This window comes from Streptomyces sp. NPDC006314, from assembly GCF_040613075.1.
Lineage (GTDB): Bacteria > Actinomycetota > Actinomycetes > Streptomycetales > Streptomycetaceae > Streptomyces.
The window spans coordinates 54,324-80,474 of record NZ_JBEXRL010000009.1 but is presented as its reverse complement, the minus strand read 5'-3'; the positions used below and the strand labels follow the sequence as shown (position 1 = coordinate 80,474).

The window sequence follows — 26,151 nt, the reverse complement described above, 5'->3', positions numbered from 1 at the left end:
GTAGGGTGTGAGACATGGCCGACCCCTCCAGCTACCGCCCCAGGCCGGGTGAGATCCCGGACTCCCCCGGGGTGTACAGGTTCCGTGACGAGCACCGCCGGGTGATCTACGTCGGAAAGGCGAAAAGCCTGCGCCAGCGCCTGGCGAACTACTTCCAGGACCTGGCGAACCTGCACCCGCGCACCCGGACGATGGTGACCACCGCCGCGTCCGTGGAGTGGACCGTGGTGTCCACGGAGGTCGAGGCGCTGCAGCTGGAGTACTCCTGGATCAAGGAGTACGACCCCCGGTTCAACGTCAAGTACCGCGACGACAAGAGCTACCCGTACCTCGCGGTGACGATGAACGAGGAGTTCCCGCGCGTGCAGGTGATGCGCGGTCACAAGAAGAAGGGTGTCCGGTACTTCGGTCCGTACGCGCACGCGTGGGCCATCCGGGACACCGTCGACCTGCTGCTGCGCGTCTTCCCGGTGCGCACCTGCTCGGCCGGAGTCTTCAAGAACGCCGCTCGCACCGGCCGCCCCTGCCTGCTCGGTTACATCGGCAAGTGCTCCGCCCCGTGCGTCGGCCGGATCGCCCCCGAGGACCACTGGGAGCTGGCCGACGAGTTCTGCGACTTCATGGCGGGCCGCACCGGTACCTACCTCCGCCGTCTGGAGAAGCAGATGATGGAGGCCGCCGAGGAGATGGAGTACGAGCGGGCCGCCCGCCTGCGCGACGACATCGAGGCCCTGAAGAGGGCCATGGAGAAGAACGCGGTCGTGCTCGCCGACGCGACCGATGCCGACCTCATCGCCGTCGCCGAGGACGAGCTGGAGGCGGCCGTGCAGATCTTCCACGTGCGCGGCGGCCGGGTGCGCGGCCAGCGCGGCTGGGTGACCGACAAGGTCGAGGAGGTCACCACCGGCGCCCTGGTCGAGCACGCGCTGCAGCAGCTGTACGGCGAGGAGACCGGGGACGCTGTCCCCAAGGAGGTCCTCGTCCCGGCGCTGCCCGAGCCGGTCGAGCCGGTCCAGGAGTGGCTGACCGGCCGCCGCGGGGCGAACGTCTCGCTGCGCATCCCGCAGCGGGGCGACAAGAAGGCGCTCATGGAGACCGTGCAGCGCAACGCCCAGCACGCCCTCGCACTACACAAGACCAAGCGCGCCTCCGACCTGACCACCCGCTCGCGCGCGCTGGAGGAGATCGCCGAGGCCCTCGACCTGGACAGCGCCCCGCTTCGGATCGAGTGCTACGACATCTCGCACCTCCAGGGGGACGACGTGGTGGCCTCCATGGTCGTCTTCGAGGACGGCCTGCAGCGCAAGAGCGAGTACCGGCGCTTCCAGATCAAGGGCTTCGCCGGGCAGGACGACGTCCGCTCCATGCACGAGGTGATCACCCGCCGCTTCAGGCGCTACCTCGCCGAGAAGGAGAAGACGGGGGAGTGGGCCGACGGGGTCGGCGCGGGGGATGCCCTCATCGACGGCGACAGCACGCTCACCGCTCCGGACGCGATGACCGGCGGCCTCAAGGACGACGGGATCATCGGCGCCCTCAAGGAGGAGGACGGCCGCCCCAAGAAGTTCGCCTACCCGCCCCAGCTCGTCGTCGTCGACGGTGGTCGGCCGCAGGTCGCGGCGGCCCGGCGCGCCCTGGACGAACTGGGCATCGACGACATCGCCGTCTGCGGTCTCGCAAAGCGCCTGGAGGAGGTCTGGGTGCCCGGCGAGGACGACCCGGTGGTCCTGCCGCGCACCAGCGAAGGTCTCTACCTGCTCCAGCGCGTCCGCGACGAGGCCCACCGCTTCGCGATCACCTACCAGCGCGCCAAGCGCGCCAAGCGCTTCCGGTCCAGCCCGCTGGACGACGTCCCCGGCCTCGGCGAGACCCGTAAACAGGCGCTCATCAAGCATTTCGGCTCGGTGAAGAAGCTGCGGTCCGCCACAATCGAGCAGATCCAGGAAGTGCCCGGAATAGGCCGGAAGACGGCCGAGACCATCGCCGCGGCCCTCGCCCTGGCGACCCCGGCCGCACCCGCCGTGAACACGGCGACCGGAGAGATCATTGAGGATGAGGAACCCGATACGACGGGGGGTTCCTCGGGGGAGCCCGTGACCGCGGGCGTCCCGGACGAACGACGGGGGCAGGAGACATGACCGAGCACGACGCACAACCCACCACGCGGCGAGATCAGACGCACAGCGACACGGGCGACGACGTCGTCCGGCACAACGCCGGCCAGGACACGGGCCAGGACAACGGAGCACAGGTGAGTACGGGCAACGAGACAGCCGGGGTCCCCGAGGCGGCCATCCCCGAGCTGGTGATCATCTCCGGCATGTCCGGAGCGGGCCGGTCGACGGCCGCGAAGTGTCTGGAGGACCTCGGCTGGTTCGTCGTGGACAACCTCCCGCCCGCGCTCATCCCCACCATGGTGGAGCTGGGCGCCCGCTCCCAGGGCAACGTGGCGCGGATCGCGGTCGTCGTGGACGTACGCGGCCGCCGCTTCTTCGACAATCTGCGCGAGTCCCTCGCGGACCTGGAGGCGAAGAACGTCACCCGGCGGATCGTCTTCCTGGAGTCCTCCGACGAGGCCCTGGTGCGCCGCTTCGAGTCGGTGCGCCGCCCGCACCCGCTGCAGGGCGACGGCCGCATCGTCGACGGTATCGCCGCCGAGCGGGAGCTGCTGCGCGAGCTGCGCGGCGACGCCGACCTGGTGATCGACACCTCCAGCCTCAACGTGCACGAGCTGCGCGCCAAGATGGACGCCCAGTTCGCCGGCGAGGAGGAGCCCGAGCTGCGGGCTACCGTGATGTCCTTCGGTTTCAAGTACGGCCTGCCGGTCGACGCCGACCTCGTGGCGGACATGCGGTTCCTGCCCAACCCGCACTGGGTCCCGGAGCTGCGCCCGTACACCGGCCTCAACGAGGAGGTCGCCGCCTATGTCTTCAACCAGCCCGGCGCGAAGGAGTTCCTGGACCGGTACGCCGAACTGCTGCGGCTCATCGCGGCCGGCTACCGGCGCGAGGGCAAGCGGTATGTGACCATCGCCATCGGCTGTACCGGCGGCAAGCACCGCTCGGTCGCGATGTCGGAGAAGCTCGCCGCGCGCCTCGCGGCCGAGGGCGTGGAAACGGTGGTCGTACACCGGGACATGGGACGGGAATGACGGAACGTACACCGCGGCTGAGCAGGCTGCGCCGGGTGGTGCCGGAAGGGCGCGCGAACCGCGCGACGGCCGAGGCCCGGGCGGCGCGGCCCATCGAGGCCCGCGGCGGGCGGGCCCGCCGCCGGGGCGCCCAGCCCAAGGTCGTCGCCCTCGGCGGCGGCATGGGCCTGTCCGCCTCGCTCGCCGCGCTGCGCCGGATCACCGGCGACCTCACCGCCGTCGTCACCGTGGCCGACGACGGCGGCTCCAGCGGCCGGCTGCGTGACGAACTGGGCGTGCTGCCGCCCGGCGATCTGCGCAAGGCGCTGGCCGCGCTGTGCGGCGACGACGACTGGGGGCAGACCTGGTCCCGGGTCATCCAGCACCGCTTCCACTCCCAGGGCGACCTGCACGACCACGCGGTGGGAAACCTGCTGATCGTCGCCCTGTGGGAGCAGCTGGGCGACCACGTGCAGGCGCTGGACCTGGTCGGCAAGCTGCTCGGCGCGCACGGGCGCGTACTGCCCATGTCCGCCGTGCCGCTGGAGCTGCAGGCCCTGGTCAGGGGGCACGACCCGGAGCGCCCGGACGACGTGGACACCGTGCGCGGACAGGCGACCGTCGCCCTCACACCCGGCGAGGTGCAGTCCGTGCATCTCGTGCCCCACGACCCGCCCGCCGTCCCGGAGGCCGTCGCCGCCGTCCTGGACGCGGACTGGGTGGTGCTCGGTCCCGGCTCCTGGTTCTCCTCGGTCATCCCGCACCTGCTCGTGCCCGAGCTGCTGGACGCCCTCACCCAGACCAAGGCGCGCAAGGTGCTGTCCTTGAACCTCGCTCCGCAGCCGGGAGAAACCGAGGGCTTCTCCCCGCAGCGTCATTTGGAGGTTTTGGGGCGACACGCCCCTAAACTCGCCCTGGACGTGGTGCTGGCCGACAAGGCCGCCGTGCCCGACCGTGACTCGCTCACCGAGGCCGCCAAGCGGCTGGGAGCCGCGGTCGAGCTGGCGCCGGTGGCCCGGACCGACGGAAGCCCCCGGCACGACCCGGAGCTGTTGGCCGCCGCGTACGACCGTATTTTTCGGATGCATGGAAGGATCGGCCCATGGCGATGACGGCAGCGGTGAAGGACGAGATCTCCCGGCTCCCCGTCACCCGGACCTGCTGCAGGAAGGCGGAGGTCTCCGCCATTCTGCGGTTCGCCGGCGGCCTTCACCTGGTGAGCGGGCGCATCGTGATCGAGGCGGAGCTGGACACCGCGATGGCGGCCCGCCGCCTCAAGCGGGACATTCTGGAGATCTTCGGCCACAGCTCCGAGCTGATCGTGATGGCACCCGGTGGGCTGCGCCGCGGCTCGCGGTACGTCGTGCGGGTCGTCGCGGGCGGTGACCAGCTGGCCCGCCAGACGGGTCTGGTGGACGGCCGGGGCCGGCCGATCCGCGGGCTGCCCCCGCAGGTGGTCTCCGGGGCCACGTGTGACGCGGAGGCGGCCTGGCGCGGGGCCTTCCTGGCGCACGGCTCGCTGACCGAGCCGGGCCGTTCCTCCTCCCTTGAGGTCACCTGCCCCGGCCCCGAGGCCGCGCTCGCGCTGGTCGGTGCCGCCCGCCGGCTGTCGATCGCCGCGAAGGCCCGTGAGGTGCGCGGCGTGGACCGGGTGGTCGTCCGTGACGGTGACGCGATCGGCGCGCTGCTGACCCGGCTCGGCGCCCATGAGTCCGTGCTGGCCTGGGAGGAGCGCCGGATGCGCCGCGAGGTGCGGGCCACCGCCAACCGGCTCGCCAACTTCGACGACGCCAACCTCCGCCGCTCGGCCCGCGCCGCCGTGGCCGCCGGTGCCCGGGTGCAGCGGGCGCTGGAGATCCTCGGCGAGGAGGTCCCCGAGCACCTCGCCGCCGCCGGACGCCTGCGCATGGAGCACAAGCAGGCCTCCCTGGAGGAGCTGGGGGCGCTCGCCGACCCGCCGCTGACGAAGGACGCCGTCGCGGGCCGGATCCGCCGTCTGCTGGCGATGGCCGACAAGCGCGCTTCCGACCTGGGTATCCCGGGCACGGAGGCCAACCTCTCCGAGGAGCTGGCGGACAACCTGGTCGGCTGACCGCTCCGCGTCGATACGCCGGTGCCGACGGCCACTCGAGCCCGTCGGCACCGGCGTTTCCGCACCCTCGTGACCCTCGTTCAGGTGTCCATGAGGCGCTCTTGACTCGATCATGAAGTGACATGAGCCTGGCAACCTGTTCGCCACTGCGGCGGACCACCGCTAGGGGGGTTCATGAGACACAGAGCGAGATCGATCCTCGCTGTCGGCGCGCTTCTGATCGGCGGAGCGAGCCTTGCACCCATCGCCCAGGCACAGAACGGAAACCCGGCGCAGTCCGACCCGGACGAGGTCAAGGTCTTCCGCGCCGACGTCACGAAGAAGCAGATACCCCTGCTCCTGAAGGCCGGACAGGACGGCCATGAACTCGGCGAGCAGACCACGGCAGGCGGAAAGACCGAGGTCGAGGTCTACCTCACCGACAAACAAGCGGCGAAGCTCCGGAAACAGGGCGTCGACCTCACCGAGCACGCCCTGTCGGCCAAGGCGGAGGCGCGCGTGGCGGACGCCGCGCAGGGCGTGTTCCGCCCGTACAGCGGAAGCGGTGGGCTCCGGGAGGAGCTCCTGCGGACCGCCCAGGCCAACCCCGGCCTCACCAAGGTCGAGTCCATCGGCAAGACCATCAAGGGCCAGGACATCCTCGCGCTCAAACTGACCAAGAACGCGAAGAAGTCGAAAGACGGCTCCAAGCCGTCCGTGCTCTATCTGTCCAACCAGCACGCGCGCGAGTGGATCACGCCGGAGATGACCCGGCGGCTGCTGCACCACTACCTGGACCACTACAAGACCGACAAACGCATCAAGAAGATCGTCGACTCGACCGAGCTGTGGTTCGTGCTCTCGGCCAACCCCGACGGCTACGACCACACCTTCCAGAACTCCGGCACCCGGCTGTGGCGCAAGAACCTGCGGGACGTCAACGGCGACGGCGTCATCAGCACGGGCGACGGCGTCGACCTCAACCGCAACTTCGCCTACAAGTGGGGCTACGACGACGAGGGTTCGTCCCCCAACCCCACCAGCCAGACCTACCGCGGCGCGAGCCCCGCGTCCGAGCCCGAGACCCGGGCGCTGGACGGCTTCGAGAAGCGCATCGGCTTCACCTTCGGCATCAACTACCACTCCGCCGCCGAACTCCTCCTCTACGGCGTCGGCTGGCAGGTGGCGACCGAGACCCCGGACGACGTCCTGTACAAGGCGCTCGCCGGCACCCCCGGCAACTCCGCCGTCCCGGGCTACCACCCCCAGGTCTCCTCGGAGCTGTACACCACCAACGGCGAGGCGGACGGCCACGCGTCGAACGTCAACGGCATGGCGATGTTCACCCCGGAGATGTCGACCTGCCAGACCGCGTCGGACCTCGACCCGAACGACGCCTGGAAGCCCGCGGACTGTCAGTCGGTCTTCAACTTCCCCGACGACGAGAAGCTGATCCAGCAGGAGTTCGTGAAGAACATCCCGTTCGCGCTCTCCGTCGCCGAGACCGCCGCCCACCCGGACAAGCCGGCCTCCCCGGTCGGCCTGAGCGCCGCCGACTTCACCCCGGGCGCGTTCTCCACGTCGTACTCCCGGGGCGCGGACCAGGAGGTCTCGGTCGTCGTCCGCAAGGCGATCCGGGACAAGGAGCTCAAGTACCGCGTCAACGGCGGCCGTACGCTCGACCAGGCGCTGAAGCCCTGGAAGGGCGGACGGACCTACGGCGGTGAGGACGACCTCTACTTCGGTGAGTACCGGGCCAAGGTGCAGGACGGTGAGCCGGGCGACGAGGTCGAGGTGTGGTTCACCGGTGAGACGAAGAGCGGCAAGAAGGTCGCCGGCGCCCACTTCACCTACACCGTCGCCGAGCGGCCCAGGGCCGACACCCTCGTGGTCGCCGAGGAGGGCACGGCCTCCGCGCAGGCCCAGACGTACGTGGACGCGCTGAAGGGGGCCGGACACCGGGCGATCGTGTGGGACGTGGCCACCCAGGGCGTCCCGGACGCGCTCGGCGTGCTGAAGCACTTCCGGACGGTCGTGCACTACTCCGGCGCGAAGGGCCCGGGCCATGCCACCCAGCTCCAGCTGCGCGCCTACCTCAACGAGGGCGGCAGGCTGATCGAGGCGGGCGAGCTGGCCGGCGGCGCCGTCGACCTCGGTGACGGCACCCTGTCCGACGACTTCAGTCAGTACTACCTGGGCGCCTACAGCCGTACCTCGACCAAGGGGGCCACCGGCTTCACCGGCTCCGGTGCCCTCGGCGGCTTCACCGGTTCCCTCGGGGACGCGCCCGGCAACCCGCTGGACAAGGCCGGCACCTACGGCGTCACCTCCGACGAGTTGCCGGTGGCCACGTACCCGCAGTTCAAGAGCGCGGGCGCGGGCCGGTTCGCCGGGACCGTCAACCCGTACGGGCCGTATGCCGGCTCGGCCATGGCCGCCGCGGTGCACACCGACGACGCCTACAAGCGCCTGACCCGCACGATCGACCTCACCGGGGTCAGCGCCGCCGACAAGCCGACCCTGAGCACCCGGCTGCTGTGGGACACCGAACCCGGTTACGACCACGCGGTGGTCGAGGCGCACACCGTGGGCGCCGACGACTGGACGACCCTTCCGGAGGCCTCGGGTGCCACGAAGACGGCCGTGCCGGCCGAGTGCGGGGCCGGTTTCCTGATCGGTGAGCACCCGTGGCTCCAGCACTATCTGACGCTCGCGGGCACGGCGTGCACCGCGACCGGCACCACCGGCTCGTGGCACAGCCTCACCGGCAGCTCCACCGGCTGGCAGCAGGTCGGCTTCGACCTGAGCGCCTACGCCGGGAAGCCGGTCGAGGTGTCGATCGCTTACATCACCGACCCGGGCAGCGGAGGCCACGGCGTCCTCGTTGACGACGCCTCGCTGGTCGTCGGTGGTACGTCGAGGCAGACCGAGGGCTTCGAGTCGTCCCTGGGTGTCTGGAAGCCGGCCGGACCGCCCGCGGGCAGCCCGGCGGTACTGAAGGACTGGACGCGCACCGGAACCCTGTTCCAGACATACGGAGCGGTCGCCACGGACGACACGGTGCTGCTCGGTTTCGGCCTGGAACAGGTGCCGTCGGCGGCCGACCGGGCGGCCCTGCTGAGGAAGGCGTTCGCCTCGCTCGACAGGTGAGCGGAACCCCCTCTCAACGGTGCGCGGAACGGGCACTCGACAGGTGAGCCGACCCGCTCACGAAAGAGTGACAACGGCGTCAATAAGGGGCCGCATTCCATAACAAATACGGGTGAAGCCATTGCCGATCCCTGGTGGTCCGTACCCCTACTGGTGGGTACGGACCGCCTGCCCTCTATGCGGCATCTCGATGTCACCTCGGGGGCCTCAGAGAGGTAGGGTCGGGGGTGGTCGGGGACATCCCAAATACAGCTCGCCGGCACCGCATGGCCGGCGTACCAACGAGGAGATCGGTTCGTGACGATCCGCGTAGGCATCAACGGCTTCGGCCGCATCGGCCGTAACTACTTCCGCGCACTGCTCGAGCAGGGTGCAGACATCGAGGTTGTGGCTGTCAACGACCTGGGTGACACGGCGACCACCGCCCACCTGCTGAAGTACGACACGATCCTGGGCCGCCTCAAGCAGGAGGTCTCCCACACCGCCGACACCATCACCGTCGACGGCCACACCATCAAGGTGCTCTCCGAGCGCAACCCGGCCGACATCCCCTGGGGCGAGCTGGGCGTCGACATCGTCATCGAGTCGACCGGCATCTTCACCAAGCGCGAGGACGCCGCCAAGCACCTCGCCGGTGGCGCCAAGAAGGTCCTCATCTCGGCTCCGGCCAAGGACGAGGACATCACCATCGTGATGGGCGTCAACCAGGACAAGTACGACCCGGCGCAGCACAACGTCATCTCCAACGCCTCCTGCACCACCAACTGTGTGGCCCCGATGGCGAAGGTCCTCGACGAGAACTTCGGCATCGTCAAGGGTCTGATGACCACGGTGCACGCGTACACGAACGACCAGCGCATCCTGGACTTCCCGCACAAGGACCTGCGCCGCGCCCGTGCCGCCGCCGAGAACATCATCCCGACCACCACCGGTGCCGCCAAGGCCACCGCCCTGGTCCTCCCGCAGCTCAAGGGCAAGCTGGACGGCATCGCCATGCGCGTCCCGGTCCCGACCGGCTCCGTCACCGACCTCGTCCTCGAGCTGTCCTGCGAGGTCACCAAGGAAGAGATCAACGCCGCCTTCCAGAAGGCCGCGGAGGGCGAGCTGAAGGGCCTCCTCGAGTACACCGAGGACCCGATCGTCTCCTCCGACATCGTCAACTCCCCGGCGTCCTGCACCTTCGACTCCTCCCTGACCATGGTCCAGGAGGGCAAGAACGTGAAGGTCATCGGTTGGTACGACAACGAGTGGGGCTACTCCAACCGCCTCGTCGACCTCACGGTCTTCGTCGGCAACCAGTTCTGATCGCCGAAGCAGGACCTTGAAGTGAGAGCAGGGCTCGGGCAGCGCACCGTCGCGCTGTCCGGGCCCTGTCCCACGTACGGACCACGTCCTTTTACGATCAGGTGCACCACGAGCCCTCCTCAGGAGTCCACCCAATGAAGACGATCGACGAACTTCTCGCCGACGGCGTGAGCGGCAAGCGGGTCTTCGTCCGCGCCGACCTCAACGTGCCGCTGGCCGAGGGGACGATCACCGACGACGGCCGTATCCGCGCCGTCCTGCCCACCGTCAAGGCCCTTGCGGACGCGGGCGCCAAGGTGGTCGTCGCCTCGCACCTGGGCCGCCCCAAGGGTGCCCCGGACCCCGCCTTCTCCCTGCTGCCCGCCGCCGAGCGCCTCGGTGAACTGCTCGGCGCCCCGGTCGCCTTCGCCCAGGACACCGTCGGCCCCGCCGCCCACGACGCCGTCGACGGCCTCCAGCCCGGCCAGGTCGCGGTCATCGAGAACCTGCGCTTCAACCCCGGCGAGACCTCCAAGGACGACACCGAGCGGGGCGCGTTCGCCGACCGGCTGGCCGCCCTCGCCGACGTCTACGTCGGTGACGGTTTCGGCGCCGTGCACCGCAAGCACGCCTCCGTCTACGACCTCCCGGCCCGGCTCCCGCACTACGCCGGCCACCTCATCGCCACCGAGGTCGGCGTCCTGAAGAAGCTCACCGAGGACGTCAAGCGCCCCTACGTGGTCGCGCTCGGCGGCGCCAAGGTCTCCGACAAGCTCGCCGTCATCGACCAGCTGCTCGGCAAGGCCGACCGCCTGCTCATCGGCGGCGGCATGGCCTACACCTTCCTCAAGGCCAAGGGATACGAGGTCGGCATCTCCCTCCTGCAGGAGGACCAGGTCCCGGCCGTCCGGGAGTACATGGAGCGCGCCGAGAAGCAGGGCGTCGAGCTGCTGCTCCCCGTCGACGTCGTGGTCTCCCGGGAGTTCCCGGACCTGAAGGCCAAGGCGCCGACCGAGAACACCGTCGTCGACGCGGACAAGATCCCCGCCGACCAGGAGGGCCTGGACATCGGCCCGCGGACCCGGGAGCTGTACGCCTCGAAGCTCGCCGACGCCGAGACCGTCTTCTGGAACGGTCCCATGGGCGTCTTCGAGCACCCCGACTACGCCGAGGGCACCAAGGCGGTCGCCCAGGCTCTCGTCGGCTCGGACGGCTTCACCGTCGTCGGCGGCGGTGACTCCGCCGCGGCGGTGCGTACGCTCGGCTTCGACGAAAACGCATTCGGCCACATCTCGACCGGTGGTGGCGCCTCCCTCGAATACCTCGAGGGCAAGACGCTCCCCGGCCTCGCCGCACTGGAGGACTGACCTCAATGAGCACGCGCACGCCGCTGATGGCGGGCAACTGGAAGATGAACCTCAACCACCTCGAGGCCATCGCGCACGTCCAGAAGCTCGCCTTCGCCCTGGCCGACAAGGACTACGAGGCCGTCGAGGTCGCCGTCCTGCCGCCCTTCACCGATCTGCGCTCCGTGCAGACTTTGGTCGACGGCGACAAGCTCAGGATCAAGTACGGCGCCCAGGACATCTCGCAGCACGACTCGGGCGCCTACACCGGCGAGATCTCCGGCTCGATGCTGGCCAAGCTGAAGTGCACCTTCGTGACGATCGGCCACTCCGAGCGGCGCCAGTACCACAACGAGACCGACGAACTGGTCAACGCCAAGGTCAAGGCCGCCTACAAGCACGGCCTCACCCCGATCCTGTGCGTCGGCGAGGAACTCGACGTCCGCGAGGCGGGCAACCACGTCACCCACACCCTCACCCAGGTCGAGGGCGGCCTGAAGGACCTCCCGGCCGAGCAGGCCGAGTCCATCGTGATCGCCTACGAGCCCGTGTGGGCCATCGGCACCGGCAAGGTCTGCGGCGCCGAGGACGCCCAGGAGGTCTGCGCCGCCATCCGCGGCAAGATCGCCGAGCTGTACTCCCAGGACGTGGCCGACAAGGTCCGCATCCAGTACGGCGGGTCCGTGAAGTCGGGCAACGTCGCGGAGATCATGGCCCAGGCCGACATCGACGGCGCCCTGGTCGGCGGTGCCTCGCTGGACGCCGACGAGTTCGTCAAGATCGTGCGTTTCCGCGATCAGTGACCAGGGCTGAGAGTAGGCGGTAGCGGCGATACGTCGTACCCTTGCGGGGGCACAGCCGAGGTGCTGTGCCCCCGTCGTCCATCCTTATCCGAGGAAGTTGGTCCAGCCGTGGTTTTGGGGTTCTCGATCGCCCTGATCGTCTTCAGCCTGCTGCTGATGCTGCTGGTGCTGATGCACAAGGGGAAGGGCGGCGGCCTCTCCGACATGTTCGGTGGCGGCATGGCGTCGTCCGTCGGCGGCTCCTCCGTCGCCGAGCGCAACCTCGACCGGATCACCATCGTGATCGGCCTGCTGTGGTTCGCGTGCATCATCGTCCTCGGCCTCCTGATGAAGACGAACAGCTGACACCCGAACGGCACGTACATCACGCACATTCCGTACGTAAGGCCCCATGTCCGGTACGCGCTCCGGAGCGCCGCCTATCATGGGGCTTGCGTCTACGTGTGGGGGTTGTAACTCCAATCACTGGACGCGCGTTGGGCCTTACGTAGACTGAGGCGCTCGCAGCGAAGCGGAACGCCGTCTCGCTTCGCGGCACCATCACGCAGGGAGTTACGACCGTGGCAAGTGGCAACGCGATCCGAGGTAGCCGGGTCGGTGCGGGGCCGATGGGCGAGGCCGAGCGCGGCGAGTCCGCGCCCCGTCTGCGCATCTCCTTCTGGTGCTCCAACGGGCACGAGACGCAGCCGAGCTTCGCCAGCGACGCTCAGGTTCCCGACACCTGGGACTGTCCGCGCTGCGGCTTCCCGGCCGGTCAGGACCGGGACAACCCGCCGGACCCGCCGCGCACCGAGCCGTACAAGACGCATCTCGCGTACGTACGGGAGCGGCGCAGCGACGCGGACGGCGAGGCGATCCTCGCCGAGGCGCTCGCCAAACTGCGCGGCGAGATCTAGGACTTCACCGGCCGGGTACTTGCGGGCGCCTGGCCGGAGCCGTATCCGCCACTCGGGGCCGACCGATTGTCAGTGGTGCCCTCTACGGTTTTCGTGAAGGCGAGAACCGCGAGGGGGAGTCATGGCGGCGGTCGAGACGGGGGAGCGGCGTACGCCCGTGTGGCGCGGGGCTTTCGGGCGGCTGTGGAGCGCCGCCGTGCTGTCCAGCTTCGGTGACGCGCTGCGCAGGGCCGCGCTGCCGCTGCTCGCCGCCTCGCTGACCGACCGGCCCCTGCTCATCGCGGCCGTGGCCGCCTGCGGTTATCTCCCCTGGCTCGTCTTCGGCCTGTTCGGTGGAGCGCTCGCCGACCGCGTCGACCAGCGGCGCGCGATGTGGACGGTCGATGCGGTACGAGCGCTGCTCGTCGCCGGTGTCGCGGCTGCCGTGGCCCTCGGGCACGCCTCGATCGCCCTGCTCATCGCGCTGGCCTTCACCCTGACCGCCCTGGAAACCCTCTTCGACAACGCCGCCACGGCCCTGCTGCCCGCCCTGGTGGATGCCGAGGCCCTCGGGAGTGCCAACGCCCGCCTCCTGACCGGGCAGCGAGTCGCGGGCGGTCTGCTCGGAGCGCCGGTGGTGCCGCTGCTGCTCGCCGCTGGAACCGCCGCCCCGTTCGCGGCCGACGCGGCCACCTTCCTGCTGGCGGGCGCCCTGGTCGCCTCCCTGCGCACCGGTGCGCCCGGGCGAGAGCCGAGACCGGCGGGCAGCACCCTGCGCCGGGAGATCGCCGGCGGACTGCGCACCCTGTGGCGCGACGGGGCCCTGCGCGGCCTGTGCGCCGCCACCGCCCTGTGCAACATCGGCGTCGTTCTGTCCGTCACCGCGCTGATACCGGCCGGCAAGCCCGACGTACCTGTTGTCGCGCATGAGGACAGCGTCGTGACCGCTCGTCCCATGGGCTGATCAATTAGGTTGGGACCGGCAGCGGGGCAAGGGACGCAGCAGGACAGGTGCAGGAAAGAAGGCTGAGTCGGAAATGAACGCAGACGGCCGTACCAGGCTCAATCAGACGCCCGAGTGGACCGCTCTCGCCAAGCACCGGGAGGAGCTGGCCGACACCCGTCTGAGGGACCTGTTCGCCGCCGATCCACGGCGCGGCGACGGATACACGCTCCAGGTCGGTGACCTGTACATCGACTATTCGAAGCACCTCGTCACCGACGAGACGCTGCGGCTGCTGCGCGAGCTGGCCGCCGCGACCGACGTGTTCGGCCTCAGGGACGCCATGTTCCGCGGCGAGAAGATCAACGTCACGGAGAACCGCGCCGTGCTGCACACCGCCCTGCGCGCCCCGCGGGACGCGGTGGTCGAGGTGGACGGTGAGAACGTCGTGCCGAAGGTGCACGAGGTCCTCGACAAGATGGCCGGCTTCGCCGAGCGGATCCGCTCCGGCGCGTGGACCGGCCACACCGGCAAGCGCATCAAGAACGTGATCAACGTCGGCATCGGCGGCTCCGACCTGGGCCCCGCGATGGCCTACGAGGTGCTGCGCAGCTTCACCGACCGCGATCTGACGGTCCGTTTCGTCTCCAACGTGGACGGCGCCGACCTGCACGAGGCCACCCGTGACCTGGATCCGGCCGAGACGCTGTTCATCATCGCCTCCAAGACCTTCACGACCATCGAGACGATCACCAACGCGACCTCCGCGCGTACGTGGGTGCTGGACGCGCTCGGTGACGAGTCCGCCGTGGCCAAGCACTTCGTGGCCCTGTCGACCAACGCCGAGAAGGTCGCCGGGTTCGGCATCGACACGGCCAACATGTTCGAGTTCTGGGACTGGGTCGGCGGACGGTACTCCTACGACTCGGCGATCGGCCTCTCCCTGATGATCGCGATCGGCCCCGACCGCTTCCGGGAGATGCTGGACGGTTTCCGCCTGGTCGACGATCACTTCCGCACCGCCCCCGCCGAGGCCAACGGTCCGCTGCTCCTGGGCCTGTTGGGCATCTGGTACGACAACTTCCACGACGCCCAGTCGCACGCCGTCCTGCCCTACAGCCACTACCTGTCCAAGTTCACCGCGTACCTCCAGCAGCTGGACATGGAGTCCAACGGCAAGTACGTGGCACGCGACGGCAAGCAGGTCGACTGGCAGACCGGCCCGATCGTCTGGGGCACGCCCGGTACCAACGGGCAGCACGCCTACTACCAGTTGATCCACCAGGGCACCAAGCTGATCCCGGCGGACTTCATCGGGTTCGCCGAGCCGGTCGCCGAGCTGAGCGGCGAACTCAAGGCCCAGCATGACCTGTTGATGGCCAACTTCTTCGCCCAGACCCAGGCCCTCGCCTTCGGCAAGACCTCCGAGGAGGTCCGTGCGGAGGGCGTGCCGGAGGAGCTGGTCCCGCACAAGACCTTCCAGGGCAACCGGCCGACGACGACCATCCTGGCCAAGGAACTCACCCCGTCCGTCCTCGGCCAGCTGGTCGCCCTCTACGAGCACAAGGTGTTCGTGCAGGGGGCCGTCTGGAACATCGACTCCTTCGACCAGTGGGGGGTGGAACTCGGCAAGGTCCTCGCCAAGCGTGTCGAACCCGCCCTGACCGAGGGCGCGGAGGTGCCCGGCCTGGACGCGTCGACCAAGGCGCTGGTCGCCAAGTACCGGGAGCTGCGCGGCCGCGGCTGACCACGCCCGCCAGGTCCGCCCGACGGCCGTCGCGGGGAAAAAGCACGCCTGATGCGCAGGGTGTGTGCCGCGGCGGTCGCGGTGGCCGTGGTGGGGATGCCGAGGGCGGGCTGCGGCAGCGGACACCGGCCGTCCGGCTCCGCAGACGGCCGGCCGAACGTCACGGCGGAGGCCGAACGCGACGATGCCGGCTGCCGGACGCACCGGAGCGGCCGGCGGCGGACGGGACGGCCGTCCTGGCCGGCGATCCGCACGCCACGGTGACCGTGCACCCGCACAAGCACCGCGGTGCCCGGCCTGCGAGGAGTTCGGGATCAGCGGCGGTGCACCGGAGGTGCCCATGGCTTCACCGACGCCTCTGCGGCCAAGCTGACCGTGGTGCTGACCGTGAAGGACACGTCCCTCTGAGCCGCCGGCTCAGGCCGCCGCGCTCAGCGTGTCCGCGAGGCGTCTGCGGGCCGCGCGGGCCGCGGGCAGCGCGGCCAGCGCCGCCGCCCCCAGCACGGCCGCCGCGCCCAGCAGGAGCAGCGGCCCGGGGGAGGGGGACTGGGCGATCCCGGCACCGATGCCGCTGGAGCTGCCCTGGGCGTCGATCAGCCGGCGGGCCAGCGGCAGGCCCAGCGCCGTACCGGCGACGGCCGCGGCCAGGGCCGTACAGCTCATCGCCGTGACGGTGATCGCGGTGATCTGCCGCGGGGACATGCCGATCGCCCGGAGCGCCAGCACATCCCGCTCGCCTTCGCGGACGCTGCCGCCGATCGCGGTGAGCAGCTCGACGAGGCCGATGAGGGCCAGGACGGCGATCAGCCCCGCGACGACCGCTCGCAGCGGGGACAGCCCGTCGGCGGGGTTCGTCACGGGGTGCACGTCCAGGTGGCCCCGGCCGGCCGTGGTGAGCGCGGCGGCCACGCGATGCGGGTCGGCGCCGGGGCGCAGACGCAGCTCGTAGAAGGCCGGGGACAGCCCGGGGTCGTTCTCGCGGAGGGTGTCCAGGGAGGTCGTCACCACCCGGCCGGCGTTCTGCGGTTCGATGCTGCGGCCGACGATGTGCAGGATCTGCGGCCGGTCGCCCACCGTCATCCGCACCCAGTCGCCGACCCGCGCGTGCAGCAGGTCCAGCAGGCCCTGGCCGGCCACCGCCTCGTCCGGTCCGCGTGCGGCGCGGCCGTCGGCGAGCGCGTAGGGGTAGGGCTCGCCGCGGGTGCCGAGGCCGCGCAGGGCGATGGTCCCGGTCTGCCCGGGGACCAGCGCTGCCACCTCGACACCGGGATAGGCGGCGGCGACCCGCGAGTCATGGGTCAGCAGAGTCCGCACGTCGGCCGCGTCCGCGGCGCCGTCCGAGCGGACCGTGAGCGCGGTCGGCAGGCCCACCCGCTCGGGGCTGCTGTGGAACCGGTCGATCGTGGTCCACGCGCTGAGCGCCACCACGATCAGCACCAGCGGCAGCGTCAGCCGGGCCACGGTCGCCAGGGACCGGCCGCGTCCCGCGAACGCCTTGTGGCAGCCGAGGACCAGCGCGGCCGGCAGCCGCAGCCCCAGCGCCCGCCGGGCCAGGCCGGTCAGCCGCCCGCCCGCCGGTGCGGCCGGCCGCGGTACCGGGACCGGCGGCACCCGCCCCGCCCGCCAGGCCGCGAGCCCCGTGGTCAGGCCGATGAACAGCACCGCGCCCACGGGCACGACGCACAACGCCAGGGTGTGTCCGGGCAGCCCCTGCCAGACGCCCACGGCGTCCCCGAGCCGTCCGGGGACACGGCGGCCCAGGGCCTCGGTGAGCGCCGCCGCCGCCAGCGAGCCGAGCAGGGCGTACGCGAGGTGCTGGAGCAGGTAGATCCGCACCACCTGGCCGGGGGTGAAGCCGATCGCCTTGAGTACGGAGAGGTCCCGCAGATGACCGCGGATGCGGGTGGCGATCGCCCCGTGCACCGCGAACCCCGCGGCGATCAGGGCGCCCAGACCGAACAGCCCGAGCACCTGCCCGAGCAGCCGGTTGTCGCCCTGCGCCTCGGAGCGCGTCTGCTGCCACGTGGAGACCTCCCCGACCGCGCCCGCGCCCAGCACGGTGACGGCGCGCTGCACCGCGTAGTCCGTGTCGGCGGGATCACCCAGCCGCAGCCCGGTCACCTGACCGCCGGGGGTGCGTAGCGCGGACGGCAGGGCCCACACCAGCCCTGGCTGCTCACCCGGGCGGTAGTGGGGCTCGGCGCTGTCGGCGATGCCCTCGACGGTGAGGGTGCGGGCGGTGCCGGGCACCGTGAGAGTGTCCCCGGGCTCGGCCAGCAGGGCCCGGGCCAGGCCGCTCTCCAGCACGACGCCGTCCGGTTCGGCCGGGTCCAGCCAGTGTCCGGCGGTGAGCAGCGGGCGGCCGACGGAGGGCGGCTCCGGGGTGCCGCGCAGCTCCACGGAGGCGCGGGTGCCGCGCGCGGAGAGGGTGGCGGACTCGGTGCGGTAGGGGCCGGCGACGGACTCGACGCCGTCCAGCCGGGCGAGCTTGCGGGCGTCCGCGGACGGGAGGGTGTGGATCCACACATGGGCCCCGCGTGCCTGCGTGAAGACCCGCTGCCAGGGGTTCGTGGCATAGCCGAACAGGGCGGTGGCCAGCAGCAGCGAGGCGACGATGCCCGCGGTGGCCAGCACCAGGAACAGCGCCTCGCCGCGATGCGTACGAAGATCGGAGTGCGCCCAGCGCAGGGTGGCCCGCACGTGTCTCAGCCCCTCGCCCCGCGAAGCGCCGCCGGATGTGCCGTCAGCCGCGTCATCAGTCCCTCAGCTCCAGCACACCGGAGATACCACCACGGCGCGACGGCGTGCCGTCCAGGGCGGCGTCGTCGGCTATGCGGCCGTCGAAGAAGCTGATCACCCGGTCCGCGGCGCTCGCCAGCCGGGCGTCATGGGTGACCAGCACGATCGCCTGGCCGCGCCCGTGGAAGCGGGACAGCAGCCGCATCACCTCGCGGGTGCCCTTGCTGTCGAGGCTGCCGGCGGGCTCGTCCGCGAGCAGCAGCGGCGGATGGTTGACCAGGGCCCGGGCGAGCGCGACGCGCTGCTGCTCGCCACCGGACAGCTCGCCGGGCATGCTGCGTTCCTTGCCCCCCAGGCCCAGCTCGGCGAGGAGGGCCTCGCGCTCGGCGCGGGCCTTCTTCGGCGGGACACCGGCCAGCAGGGCGGGCAGCTCGACGTTGTCGGCGACGGACAGGTTCGACACCAGGTTGAAGAACTGGAACACGATCCCGATGGCCTTCCGGCGCTCCACCGCCCAGCGCGCCTCTCCGAAGGAGTCCGTGCACCGTCCGTCGAGCCAGATGCTGCCCTCGTCCGGCCGCTGCAGCCCGCCCAGCAGATGCAGCAGTGTCGACTTCCCGGCCCCGGACGGGCCGGTGATCGCCACGAACTCACCCCGCGCCACCGCGAGGTCCACCCCGCGCACGGCACGCGCGGGCGCGCCCTCACCGTGGTGGGTCTTCACCAGCCCCTCGGCGCGCAGCAGGGGAGCGGCAGAGCCGTCGGTCATTCCAGCTCCTCCAGTTCCTCCTGGCACCGCTCCAGCCAGTCGAGGTCGGCCTGCAGATGCAGCATGGCGCCCTCGATGAGCAGATGGGCGATTCGGTTGTCCCGGTTCTCGGCCGCGGCCAGTTTCGACAGGTTGCGCATGGTGTTGAGGTACTGGCGCCGCTGCTTGTTGATGAGGGCGATCTGGTCGGCGAGACCGGTCTGCGGGGCGACGGCGAGCTTCATGAAGAACTCGTCCCGCACCCGCGGCTCGTCCTCGGTCTCCTCGAACCAGGCGTGCAGCGCCTCGCGCCCGGCGTCGGTGAGGTGGTAGACCTTCTTGTTGGGCCGGCTGGACTGCTCGATGTCCTCGCCCTCGATCAGTCCCGACTTCTCGAGGCGGCCGAGGGTGACGTAGATCTGGCCGACGTTCGGCTGAGGGTACGCGGAGCCCAGCAGTTGCTCAAGGTCCTGCTTCAGCTCGTAACCGTGGGCCGGGCCGCGGGCGAGGAGTGCCAGGAGGGGCAGACGCACTCGTGCTGTCCTCCTGTCTGCTCAATGTGCTCCAGGCCCTAGTATCGCTCATACCTAACGGGTATACATGGCCTCTGATCCCGGGCGAGGGTGCCCGCGGTGCCGGTGTACAGGGAGGAACCTATGCGGTGGATGCGCGCCGCCGGTAGGGGCCTTCTCGTTCTCGTCGTGGTCATGACAGGGTACGTCGCTTCCGGCACCCGTGCCGACGAGGGCGGCGACGACGGTCGCGGACCGCTCACCCTGGCCACCGCCGGCGATCTCACCGGCTATCTCGGCCCGCTCCTCCAGGGCTGGAACCGCACCCATCCCGGCGAGAGGGTCACCCTCGTCGAGCTGCCGGACTCCGCCGACGAGACCCACGCGCAGATGACCACCGACCTGCGCGGCGGCGACCGGGGCCGCTTCGACGTCCTGAACATCGACGTCAACTGGACCTCGGAGTTCGCGGCGGCCGGCTGGATCCGCCCGCTGCCCCGCGACCGCTTCCCGCTGAAGAGCCTCCTGCCACCGGTCGTGGACACGGCCACCTACGAAGGACGCCTGTACGCCGTCCCGTACGTCACCAACGCCGGACTTCTCCTGTACCGCAAGGACGTCCTCGCCCAGGAGGGCGTCCCCCCGCCGCGCACCTGGGCCGAGCTGGAGCACGACGCGAAGACCATCGCGCCGAAGCACGGACTCGGCGGCTACGCGGGCCAGTTCCTGCCCTACGAGGGCCTCACCGTGAACGCGGCCGAGGCCGTCTACTCGGCGGGCGGCACGATCCTCGGTGCCGAGGGCACCCGCGTCACCGTCGACTCGCCCGCCGCCCGCGAGGGTATCGGCTTCCTCGCCCGCGGCATCCGTGAGGGCTGGATCCCGAAACAGGCGCTGACGTACAAGGAGGAGGAGTCCAAGCGGGCCTTCCAGGACGGCCGGCTGCTCTTCCTGCGCAACTGGCCCTACGCCTACGCCGTCGCCTCCGCCAGGGGATCCAAGGTCGCCGGAAGGATCGGAGCCGTACCGCTGCCCGGGCCCGACGGGCCGGGGACGAGCGTCCTCGGCGGCTCCAATCTCGCGGTCAACACCCACGCCCGGCACCCCGACTCCGCCGCGCGTCTGATCGCCTACCTCACCAGCGGGCCCGTTCAGCGCCAGGTGCTCACCCGGGGCGCGCTGCCGCCCGTGCGTGCCGCGCTGTACGAAGATCCCGCGCTCGTACGGCGGTTCCCCTATCTGCCAACCCTGCGCACCGCCGTCCTCACCGCCGCGCCGCGCCCCAAGAGTGCGCACTACGGCCAGGTCAGCCTGGCGGTGCAGGCGGTCGTCCAGGACGCGCTCACCGGGCGTGAGACGCCCGAGCGGGCCGTGCGCCGGCTGGCACGCGAACTCGACGCGATCGCGCGCCGCTAGTTACCTGTTAAGTAACGCCGCCATCACGACTGCACTCATCTTGGGGTGAAATGCCCCGATTTTAACGGAGGGCTGGACAGGAGTGTCTGTTCATCTCATTGACACCTGCGCGCGACGCCTACCTAACATGCATGCATAACAGCCCCCTTAAGAGACAGGTCACAGGGTTGAACAGGCATCATTGGTGGCGCGACGCGGTGATCTACCAGGTGTACGTCCGCAGCTTCCTGGACAGCACCGGCGACGGCATCGGCGATCTGGCCGGCGTCCGCGCCGGGCTTCCGTACCTGAAGAAGCTCGGCGTCGACGGCATCTGGTTGAGCCCGTTCTACCCCTCGCCGCAGCACGACCACGGCTACGACGTGGCCGACTACCGCGGCGTCGACCCCGTCTTCGGCGACCTCGCCGAGTTCGACCTGCTGATGGCGGCCGCCCGGCGGCTCGGCATCAAGGTGCTGCTCGACATCGTCCCCAACCACTGCTCCAGCGAGCACCCGTGGTTCCGCGAGGCGCTCGACAGCGCACCCGGCAGCCCGGCCCGCGCCCGCTTCCACTTCGCCGACGGCCGCGGCCCCGACGGCAGTGAGCCGCCCAACAACTGGCACGCCATGTTCGGTGGCCCGGCCTGGACCCGGGTCACGGAGTCCGACGGCCGCCCGGGCCAGTGGTACCTGCACATGTTCACGCCCGAGCAGCCCGACTGGAACTGGCGCAACCCCGAGATCCCCGCCGAGTTCGACCGCACCCTGCGCTTCTGGCTCGACCGGGGCGTGGACGGCTTCCGCATCGATGTCGCGGCCGGCCTCTACAAGCATCCGCAGCTGCCCGACTCGGACGACCCCGAGGCCGACGCCCGCACCCGCGACTCGGTCAACCCGCTGGCCTGGAACCAGCCCGAGGTGCACGACGTGTGGCGGCAGTGGCGTGCCACCTGCGAGGAGTACACCGCACTCGACGGCCGCGAGCGCCTCCTCGTCGGTGAGGTCTCCGTTCCCACCGCCCGCGAGCACGCCCTCTACGTCCGCCCCGACGAACTCCACCAGGCCTTCTTCTTCGACCTGCTCGGCGCCCCCTGGGACCCCGACGCCTTCCGGAAGGTCATCTCCGAGGCCATGCAGGACATCGCCGGGACGGGCTCGACCGTCACCTGGGTCCTCAACAACCACGACCAGGTCCGCACCGTCACCCGTTACGGCGAACCCATCCCGCAGGGCAGCGGCCTCGGCGCCGCCCGGGCCCGGGCCGCCGCGCTGCTCATGCTGGCACTGCCCGGAGCCGCGTACATCTACCAGGGCGAGGAGCTGGGGCTGCCCGAGGTCGTCGACCTGCCGGACGACGTGCTCACCGACCCGATCTTCCGGCGCACCGGAAGCCGCGCCCGCATCCGCGACGGCTGCCGGGTGCCGCTGCCCTGGTCCGGGCAGGCGTCCCCGTTCGGCTTCACCTCCGGCGCCGAGGGCGCCAAGCCGTGGCTGCCGCAGCCGGAGTACTTCGCCGAATACGCCACCGACCGCGCGCTCGCCGACACCCGCTCCTTCTGGCACCTGTACCGCGACGGACTCCAGCTGCGGCATTCCCTGCCCCAGCTGGGCGAGGGCACGCTGCGCTGGCTGGACACCCCGCCGGGTGTCCTCGGCTTCGTCCGGGGCGACGGGCTGGTCTGTGCCGTCAACTTCGGTACGGCCCCCACGCCCGCGCCCGTCTCCGGCACCCCGCTGCTCTCCAGCGGCCCCTGTCCGCCCGGCGTCCTGCCCGGCTCCACGGCGGCCTGGTGGCTCAACGACCTCTGAACCGAACCGTCAACTCCCATCCCCCTGAAGGGACATCAACGATGATGCGACGACGTACCACCCTGCTCACCAGCTGCACCGCGCTCGCCCTGGCTCTCGGTGCCACCGCCTGCGGCGGCGGGCCGGTCTCCGCGGGCGGCGGTGACAAGGCGCTCAGCGGCCAGACGGTCACCGTGGCCGGCGTCTGGTCCGGCAGCGAGCAGAAGAACTTCCAGAAGGTGCTGGACGCGTTCACCGAGAAGACCGGCGCCAAGACCCAGTTCGTGTCCACCGGTGACAACGTCTCCACGGTCGTGGGCAGCAAGATCGAGGGTGGCAACGCACCCGACGTCGTGATGGTCCCGCAGGTCGGCGTGCTCCAGCAGTTCGCGAAGAAGGGCTGGCTCAAGCCGCTCTCGGGGACCGCCCAGCAGACCATCGACGCCGACTACGCGCCCGTGTGGCGCACGTACGGCAGCGTCGACGGCACCCTCTACGGCCTCTACTTCAAGGCCGCCCACAAGTCCACCGTCTGGTACAGCCCCGACGCGCTCACCCAGGCCGGGGTCAAGCCGCCGAAGACGTACAACGAGCTGCTCAAGGCCGGGCACACCGTCTCCGACTCCGGTCTCGCCGCCTTCGCGGTGGCCGGACAGGACGGCTGGACCCTCACCGACTGGTTCGAGAACATCTACCTGTCCCAGGCCGGCCCCGAGAAGTACGACGCCCTCGCCACCCACAAGCTGAAGTGGACCGACTCCAGCGTGGTGAAGGCACTCACCACCCTCGGCAAGCTCTTCAAGGACAAGCAGCTGATAGCGGGCGGCCAGAAGGGGGCCCTGAACACCGACTTCCCGGGCTCGGTGGAGAAGGCGTTCGGCCCCAAGCCCGAGGCCGGCATGGTCTACGAGGGCGACTTCGTCGCCGGGGTCGCCCACGACCAGTACGGGAAGACCATCGGCAAGGACGCGAACTTCTTCCCCTTCCCCGCGGTCGACGGCGGCACGGCACCGGTCGTCAGCGGCGGTGACGCGGCGGTCGTCCTCAAGGACGCCAAGAACGCCAAGGCCGGCATGAAGCTTCTGGAATACCTGGCCACCCCCGAGGCGGCGGCCGTGTGGGCCAAGGCGGGCGGCTTCCTGTCCCCGAACAAGAAGCTCGACCTCGCCCAGTACGGCGACGACGTCACCCGCGCCACCGCCAAGTCCCTCGTCGGCGCCGGGGACTCGGTCCGCTTCGACATGTCCGACCAGGCCCCGGCGGCCTTCGGCGGCACCAAGGGCGTGGGGGAGTGGAAGCTGCTCCAGGACTTCCTGCGTGACCCGTCGGACCCGAAGGGCACCGCGGCGAAGCTCGAAGCCGCGGCGGCCAAGGCCTACCAGGACTGAACGGCACCATGACCGCCACCACACTCGTGAAACAGCAGGCGGGCCCGCGGGCCGCCGGCACGGCGCCCGGGCGCCGCAGCCGGCGGCGCGCCCGGCTGATCGCCCTCCTCTTCGTCTTCCCCGCGCTGCTCCTGCTCGGCGCCCTCGTTGTCTACCCGGTGCTGTTCTCCGTCGGCCGCAGCTTCTTCGACGCCTCCGGCACCCGGTTCGTCGGCGGCGACAACTACGCCGAGATGTTCCGCGACCCGGCCACGTTGAAGGCCATCCGCAACACCACCGTCTGGGTCGTCGTGGCCCCGGCCCTGCTCACCGGCCTCGGGCTGATCCTGGCCGTGCTGGTGGAGAAGGTCCGCTGGGCCACGGCGTTCAAGCTGCTCCTCTTCATGCCGATGGCGGTGTCCTTCCTCGCCGCCGGCATCATCTTCCGGCTCGCCTACGACGAGGACCCGGACAAGGGTGTCCTCAACGCCGCCGTGGTCTCCGTCCACGACGCCTTCACGGGGACGTCGACGTATCCGACGGCCCGCGGCCGCCAGGGTGTGCTGACCCAGGACCGGGACGGCTCCTACGGCACGACCGCCGCGACCGGCCACGCGGTGACGCTCCCCCTGGTCGGCGTCCTGCCGAAGGACCTGCCCGAGGACGCCTCACCGGCGTACCCGGCGGCCCGGGCGAAGGCCGCCCCCGATGAGCTGCGCGGTGTCGTCTACCTGGACTTCACCCCCGGCGGCGGAGGCAAGCAGGGCACGGTCGACCGGCGGGAGAGCGGGCTGCCCGGAATGAAGGTCGAGGCGGTGCGGGACGGGAAGACGGTCGCGAGCACGACGACCGCCGCCGACGGCTCCTTCCGCTTCTCCGGGCTTGACGACGGCTCGTACACGGTGAAGCTGCCCGCCTCCAACTTCGCCGCGCCCTACCAGGGGATCTCCTGGCTCGGCCCGGCCCTCGTCACACCGGCGATCATCGGCGCGTACCTGTGGATCTGGACGGGCTTCGCGATGGTGCTCATCGGCGCGGGGCTCGCCACGCTTCCACGGGACGCACTGGAGGCGGCCCGGATGGACGGTGCGAACGAGTGGCAGATCTTCCGCCGGATCACCGTACCGCTGCTCGCGCCCGTGCTCACCGTGGTCTTCGTGACCCTCGTGATCAACGTGATGAAGGTCTTCGACCTCGTCTACATCATCGCGCCCGGCCCGGTGCAGGAGGACGCCACCGTCCTTGCCACCCAGATGTGGCTCGTCTCCTTCGGCGGCGGCAACAACCAGGGCCTCGGCAGCGCCCTCGGCGTGCTCCTGCTGCTCCTGGTGATCCCCGCGATGGTGTTCAACGTCCGCCGTTTCCGAAGGAGTCAGCGATGAACGCGATCAGGCGGGGCCTGGGCAACGGCCTGGTGCAGGCCATCCTGGTGGTGATCGGCCTGGTCTGGCTGACCCCGCTGGCGGGCCTGTTCCTGTCCTCTCTCCGCTCCGCGCAGGACACCGCGAAGGGCGGCTGGTGGACGGCCCTGGCCAGTCCCGGGCAGCTGTCCTTCGACAACTACTCCGCGCTGCTGAAGAACTCGGGCATCACGCAGGCCTTCTGGAACACCGTGCTGATCTCGGTGCCGGCGACCACCCTCGTCGTCGTCATCGCGGCGCTCGCCGGATACGCCTTCGCCTGGCTGGACTTCCCGTTCCGCGAGCCCCTCTTCCTGCTGGTGGTCGCCCTGTTGGTGGTGCCGGTGCAGATCGGCCTGCTGCCGGTGGCCAAACTCTTCGGCCAGCTGGGCCTGTTCGGCACGATCCCCGGGGTCGTCCTCTTCCACGTGGCGTACGGGCTGCCGTTCGCGGTGTTCCTGCTCCGCAACTACTTCGCGGAGATGCCGAAGGAGATGCTGGAAGCGGCGCGGATGGACGGCGGCAGTGAGTGGCGCATCTTCACGAGGCTGGTCCTGCCGGTGGGCCGTCCGGCCATCGCCTCGCTCGCCATCTTCCAGTTCCTGTGGGTCTGGAACGACATGCTGGTCGCCCTGCTCTTCGCCGACAGCTCATCACAGCCGCTGACCGTGCAACTCCAGTCCCAGATCCGCCAGTTCGGCAGCAACATCGACGTCCTGGCGCCGGGCGCCTTCCTGTCCCTGATCGTGCCGGTCGTCGTGTTCTTCGCGTTCCAACGGCACTTCGTCCAGGGCGTGATGGCCGGCTCGGTGAAGTGACCGGCCCCGCCCGCAGCGAGTCGTACGGAGGCG

At 70.5% G+C, this 26,151-nt stretch carries 20 protein-coding genes; 17 read left to right on the top strand and 3 right to left on the bottom strand.

Annotated elements, in window-relative coordinates; genetic code table 11:
• Nucleotides 1-14 precede the first annotated feature (14 nt).
• From uvrC to pgi, 12 genes are all read left to right on the top strand, one after another.
• Complete coding sequence (uvrC, locus tag ABZ079_RS18335) at nt 15-2,138, top strand: excinuclease ABC subunit UvrC (protein ID WP_356940459.1); 2,124 nt, start codon at nt 15-17, stop codon at nt 2,136-2,138.
• Entirely contained in the window at nt 2,135-3,151 is a 1,017-nt protein-coding gene (rapZ, locus tag ABZ079_RS18330) for an RNase adapter RapZ (protein ID WP_356940458.1), read from the top strand. The genes uvrC and rapZ overlap by 4 nt, the downstream gene beginning before the upstream one ends.
• Nucleotides 3,148-4,242, top strand: a complete 1,095-nt coding sequence (gene yvcK, locus ABZ079_RS18325) for a uridine diphosphate-N-acetylglucosamine-binding protein YvcK (RefSeq protein WP_356940457.1) — start codon at nt 3,148-3,150, stop codon at nt 4,240-4,242. The genes rapZ and yvcK overlap by 4 nt, the downstream gene beginning before the upstream one ends.
• On the top strand, nt 4,233-5,222 hold the full coding sequence (gene whiA, locus ABZ079_RS18320) for a DNA-binding protein WhiA (protein ID WP_145491577.1): 990 nt from the start codon (nt 4,233-4,235) through the stop codon (nt 5,220-5,222). Before yvcK ends, whiA begins: the two co-directional genes overlap by 10 nt.
• Before the next feature lie 174 nt (nt 5,223-5,396).
• Nucleotides 5,397-8,351: a M14 family zinc carboxypeptidase gene (locus ABZ079_RS18315; protein ID WP_356940456.1), complete on the top strand. Its 2,955-nt coding sequence runs from the start codon at nt 5,397-5,399 to the stop codon at nt 8,349-8,351.
• A 297-nt stretch (nt 8,352-8,648) separates the two neighbouring features.
• The gene (gene gap / locus ABZ079_RS18310; RefSeq protein ID WP_356940455.1) at nt 8,649-9,656 is read left to right on the top strand and encodes a type I glyceraldehyde-3-phosphate dehydrogenase; all 1,008 of its coding nucleotides are present in this window, start codon (nt 8,649-8,651) and stop codon (nt 9,654-9,656) included.
• 134 nt (nt 9,657-9,790) lie between these two features.
• The gene (locus tag ABZ079_RS18305) at nt 9,791-11,002 is read left to right on the top strand and encodes a phosphoglycerate kinase (RefSeq protein WP_356940454.1); all 1,212 of its coding nucleotides are present in this window, start codon (nt 9,791-9,793) and stop codon (nt 11,000-11,002) included.
• 5 nt (nt 11,003-11,007) lie between these two features.
• Nucleotides 11,008-11,784: a triose-phosphate isomerase gene (tpiA, locus tag ABZ079_RS18300; protein ID WP_356940453.1), complete on the top strand. Its 777-nt coding sequence runs from the start codon at nt 11,008-11,010 to the stop codon at nt 11,782-11,784.
• 114 nt (nt 11,785-11,898) lie between these two features.
• The gene (gene secG / locus ABZ079_RS18295) at nt 11,899-12,129 is read left to right on the top strand and encodes a preprotein translocase subunit SecG (protein ID WP_356940667.1); all 231 of its coding nucleotides are present in this window, start codon (nt 11,899-11,901) and stop codon (nt 12,127-12,129) included.
• 215 nt (nt 12,130-12,344) lie between these two features.
• On the top strand, nt 12,345-12,680 hold the full coding sequence (locus ABZ079_RS18290; protein WP_003957010.1) for an RNA polymerase-binding protein RbpA: 336 nt from the start codon (nt 12,345-12,347) through the stop codon (nt 12,678-12,680).
• A 121-nt stretch (nt 12,681-12,801) separates the two neighbouring features.
• Nucleotides 12,802-13,623 carry an MFS transporter gene (locus ABZ079_RS18285; protein ID WP_356940452.1) on the top strand — a complete coding sequence of 274 codons (822 nt, stop codon included), beginning with the start codon at nt 12,802-12,804 and terminating at the stop codon, nt 13,621-13,623.
• Nucleotides 13,624-13,696: 73 nt separating this feature from the next.
• Entirely contained in the window at nt 13,697-15,349 is a 1,653-nt protein-coding gene (gene pgi / locus ABZ079_RS18280) for a glucose-6-phosphate isomerase (protein WP_356940451.1), read from the top strand.
• Between the two features lie 417 nt (nt 15,350-15,766).
• Here the strand turns inward: pgi and ABZ079_RS18275 are convergent, their stop codons facing one another.
• The 3 genes from ABZ079_RS18275 to ABZ079_RS18265 are packed head-to-tail and all read right to left on the bottom strand — an operon-like array spanning nt 15,767 to nt 19,369.
• Nucleotides 15,767-18,049 (bottom strand): FtsX-like permease family protein, encoded by a 2,283-nt coding sequence (locus tag ABZ079_RS18275; protein ID WP_356940450.1) that lies wholly within the window; start codon nt 18,047-18,049, stop codon nt 15,767-15,769.
• Between the two features lie 55 nt (nt 18,050-18,104).
• The gene (locus ABZ079_RS18270) at nt 18,105-18,857 is read right to left on the bottom strand and encodes an ABC transporter ATP-binding protein (protein ID WP_356940449.1); all 753 of its coding nucleotides are present in this window, start codon (nt 18,855-18,857) and stop codon (nt 18,105-18,107) included.
• A complete protein-coding gene (locus ABZ079_RS18265) occupies nt 18,854-19,369 on the bottom strand; it encodes a PadR family transcriptional regulator (protein ID WP_356940448.1) in 516 nt (171 codons plus the stop codon). The genes ABZ079_RS18270 and ABZ079_RS18265 overlap by 4 nt, the downstream gene beginning before the upstream one ends.
• A gap of 123 nt (nt 19,370-19,492) precedes the next feature.
• Between ABZ079_RS18265 and ABZ079_RS18260 the strand changes: the two genes are divergently transcribed.
• The 5 genes from ABZ079_RS18260 to ABZ079_RS18240 all read left to right on the top strand — a co-directional run bounded on the left by ABZ079_RS18260 (nt 19,493) and on the right by ABZ079_RS18240 (nt 26,118).
• A complete protein-coding gene (locus tag ABZ079_RS18260; protein WP_356940447.1) occupies nt 19,493-20,764 on the top strand; it encodes an ABC transporter substrate-binding protein in 1,272 nt (423 codons plus the stop codon).
• Between the two features lie 131 nt (nt 20,765-20,895).
• Entirely contained in the window at nt 20,896-22,554 is a 1,659-nt protein-coding gene (locus tag ABZ079_RS18255) for a glycoside hydrolase family 13 protein (protein WP_356940446.1), read from the top strand.
• 41 nt (nt 22,555-22,595) lie between these two features.
• Nucleotides 22,596-23,921, top strand: a complete 1,326-nt coding sequence (locus tag ABZ079_RS18250; protein WP_356940445.1) for an ABC transporter substrate-binding protein — start codon at nt 22,596-22,598, stop codon at nt 23,919-23,921.
• 8 nt (nt 23,922-23,929) lie between these two features.
• Complete coding sequence (locus ABZ079_RS18245) at nt 23,930-25,282, top strand: ABC transporter permease subunit (RefSeq protein WP_356940444.1); 1,353 nt, start codon at nt 23,930-23,932, stop codon at nt 25,280-25,282.
• On the top strand, nt 25,279-26,118 hold the full coding sequence (locus tag ABZ079_RS18240; protein WP_356940443.1) for a carbohydrate ABC transporter permease: 840 nt from the start codon (nt 25,279-25,281) through the stop codon (nt 26,116-26,118). Before ABZ079_RS18245 ends, ABZ079_RS18240 begins: the two co-directional genes overlap by 4 nt.
• Nucleotides 26,119-26,151 lie beyond the last annotated feature (33 nt).

Bases quoted from the DNA above. Each gene is read 5' to 3' on its own strand.
- uvrC (WP_356940459.1), top strand. From the start codon at position 15: ATGGCCGACCCCTCCAGCTACCGCCCCAGGCCGGGTGAGATCCCGGAC.
- rapZ (WP_356940458.1), top strand. From the start codon at position 2,135: ATGACCGAGCACGACGCACAACCCACCACGCGGCGAGATCAGACGCAC.
- yvcK (WP_356940457.1), top strand. From the start codon at position 3,148: ATGACGGAACGTACACCGCGGCTGAGCAGGCTGCGCCGGGTGGTGCCG.
- whiA (WP_145491577.1), top strand. From the start codon at position 4,233: ATGGCGATGACGGCAGCGGTGAAGGACGAGATCTCCCGGCTCCCCGTC.
- ABZ079_RS18315 (WP_356940456.1), top strand. From the start codon at position 5,397: ATGAGACACAGAGCGAGATCGATCCTCGCTGTCGGCGCGCTTCTGATC.
- ABZ079_RS18305 (WP_356940454.1), top strand. From the start codon at position 9,791: ATGAAGACGATCGACGAACTTCTCGCCGACGGCGTGAGCGGCAAGCGG.
- tpiA (WP_356940453.1), top strand. From the start codon at position 11,008: ATGAGCACGCGCACGCCGCTGATGGCGGGCAACTGGAAGATGAACCTC.
- ABZ079_RS18285 (WP_356940452.1), top strand. From the start codon at position 12,802: ATGGCGGCGGTCGAGACGGGGGAGCGGCGTACGCCCGTGTGGCGCGGG.
- pgi (WP_356940451.1), top strand. From the start codon at position 13,697: ATGAACGCAGACGGCCGTACCAGGCTCAATCAGACGCCCGAGTGGACC.
- ABZ079_RS18270 (WP_356940449.1), bottom strand. From the start codon at position 18,857: ATGACCGACGGCTCTGCCGCTCCCCTGCTGCGCGCCGAGGGGCTGGTG.
- ABZ079_RS18260 (WP_356940447.1), top strand. From the start codon at position 19,493: ATGCGGTGGATGCGCGCCGCCGGTAGGGGCCTTCTCGTTCTCGTCGTG.
- ABZ079_RS18255 (WP_356940446.1), top strand. From the start codon at position 20,896: ATGCATAACAGCCCCCTTAAGAGACAGGTCACAGGGTTGAACAGGCAT.
- ABZ079_RS18250 (WP_356940445.1), top strand. From the start codon at position 22,596: ATGATGCGACGACGTACCACCCTGCTCACCAGCTGCACCGCGCTCGCC.
- ABZ079_RS18245 (WP_356940444.1), top strand. From the start codon at position 23,930: ATGACCGCCACCACACTCGTGAAACAGCAGGCGGGCCCGCGGGCCGCC.
- ABZ079_RS18240 (WP_356940443.1), top strand. From the start codon at position 25,279: ATGAACGCGATCAGGCGGGGCCTGGGCAACGGCCTGGTGCAGGCCATC.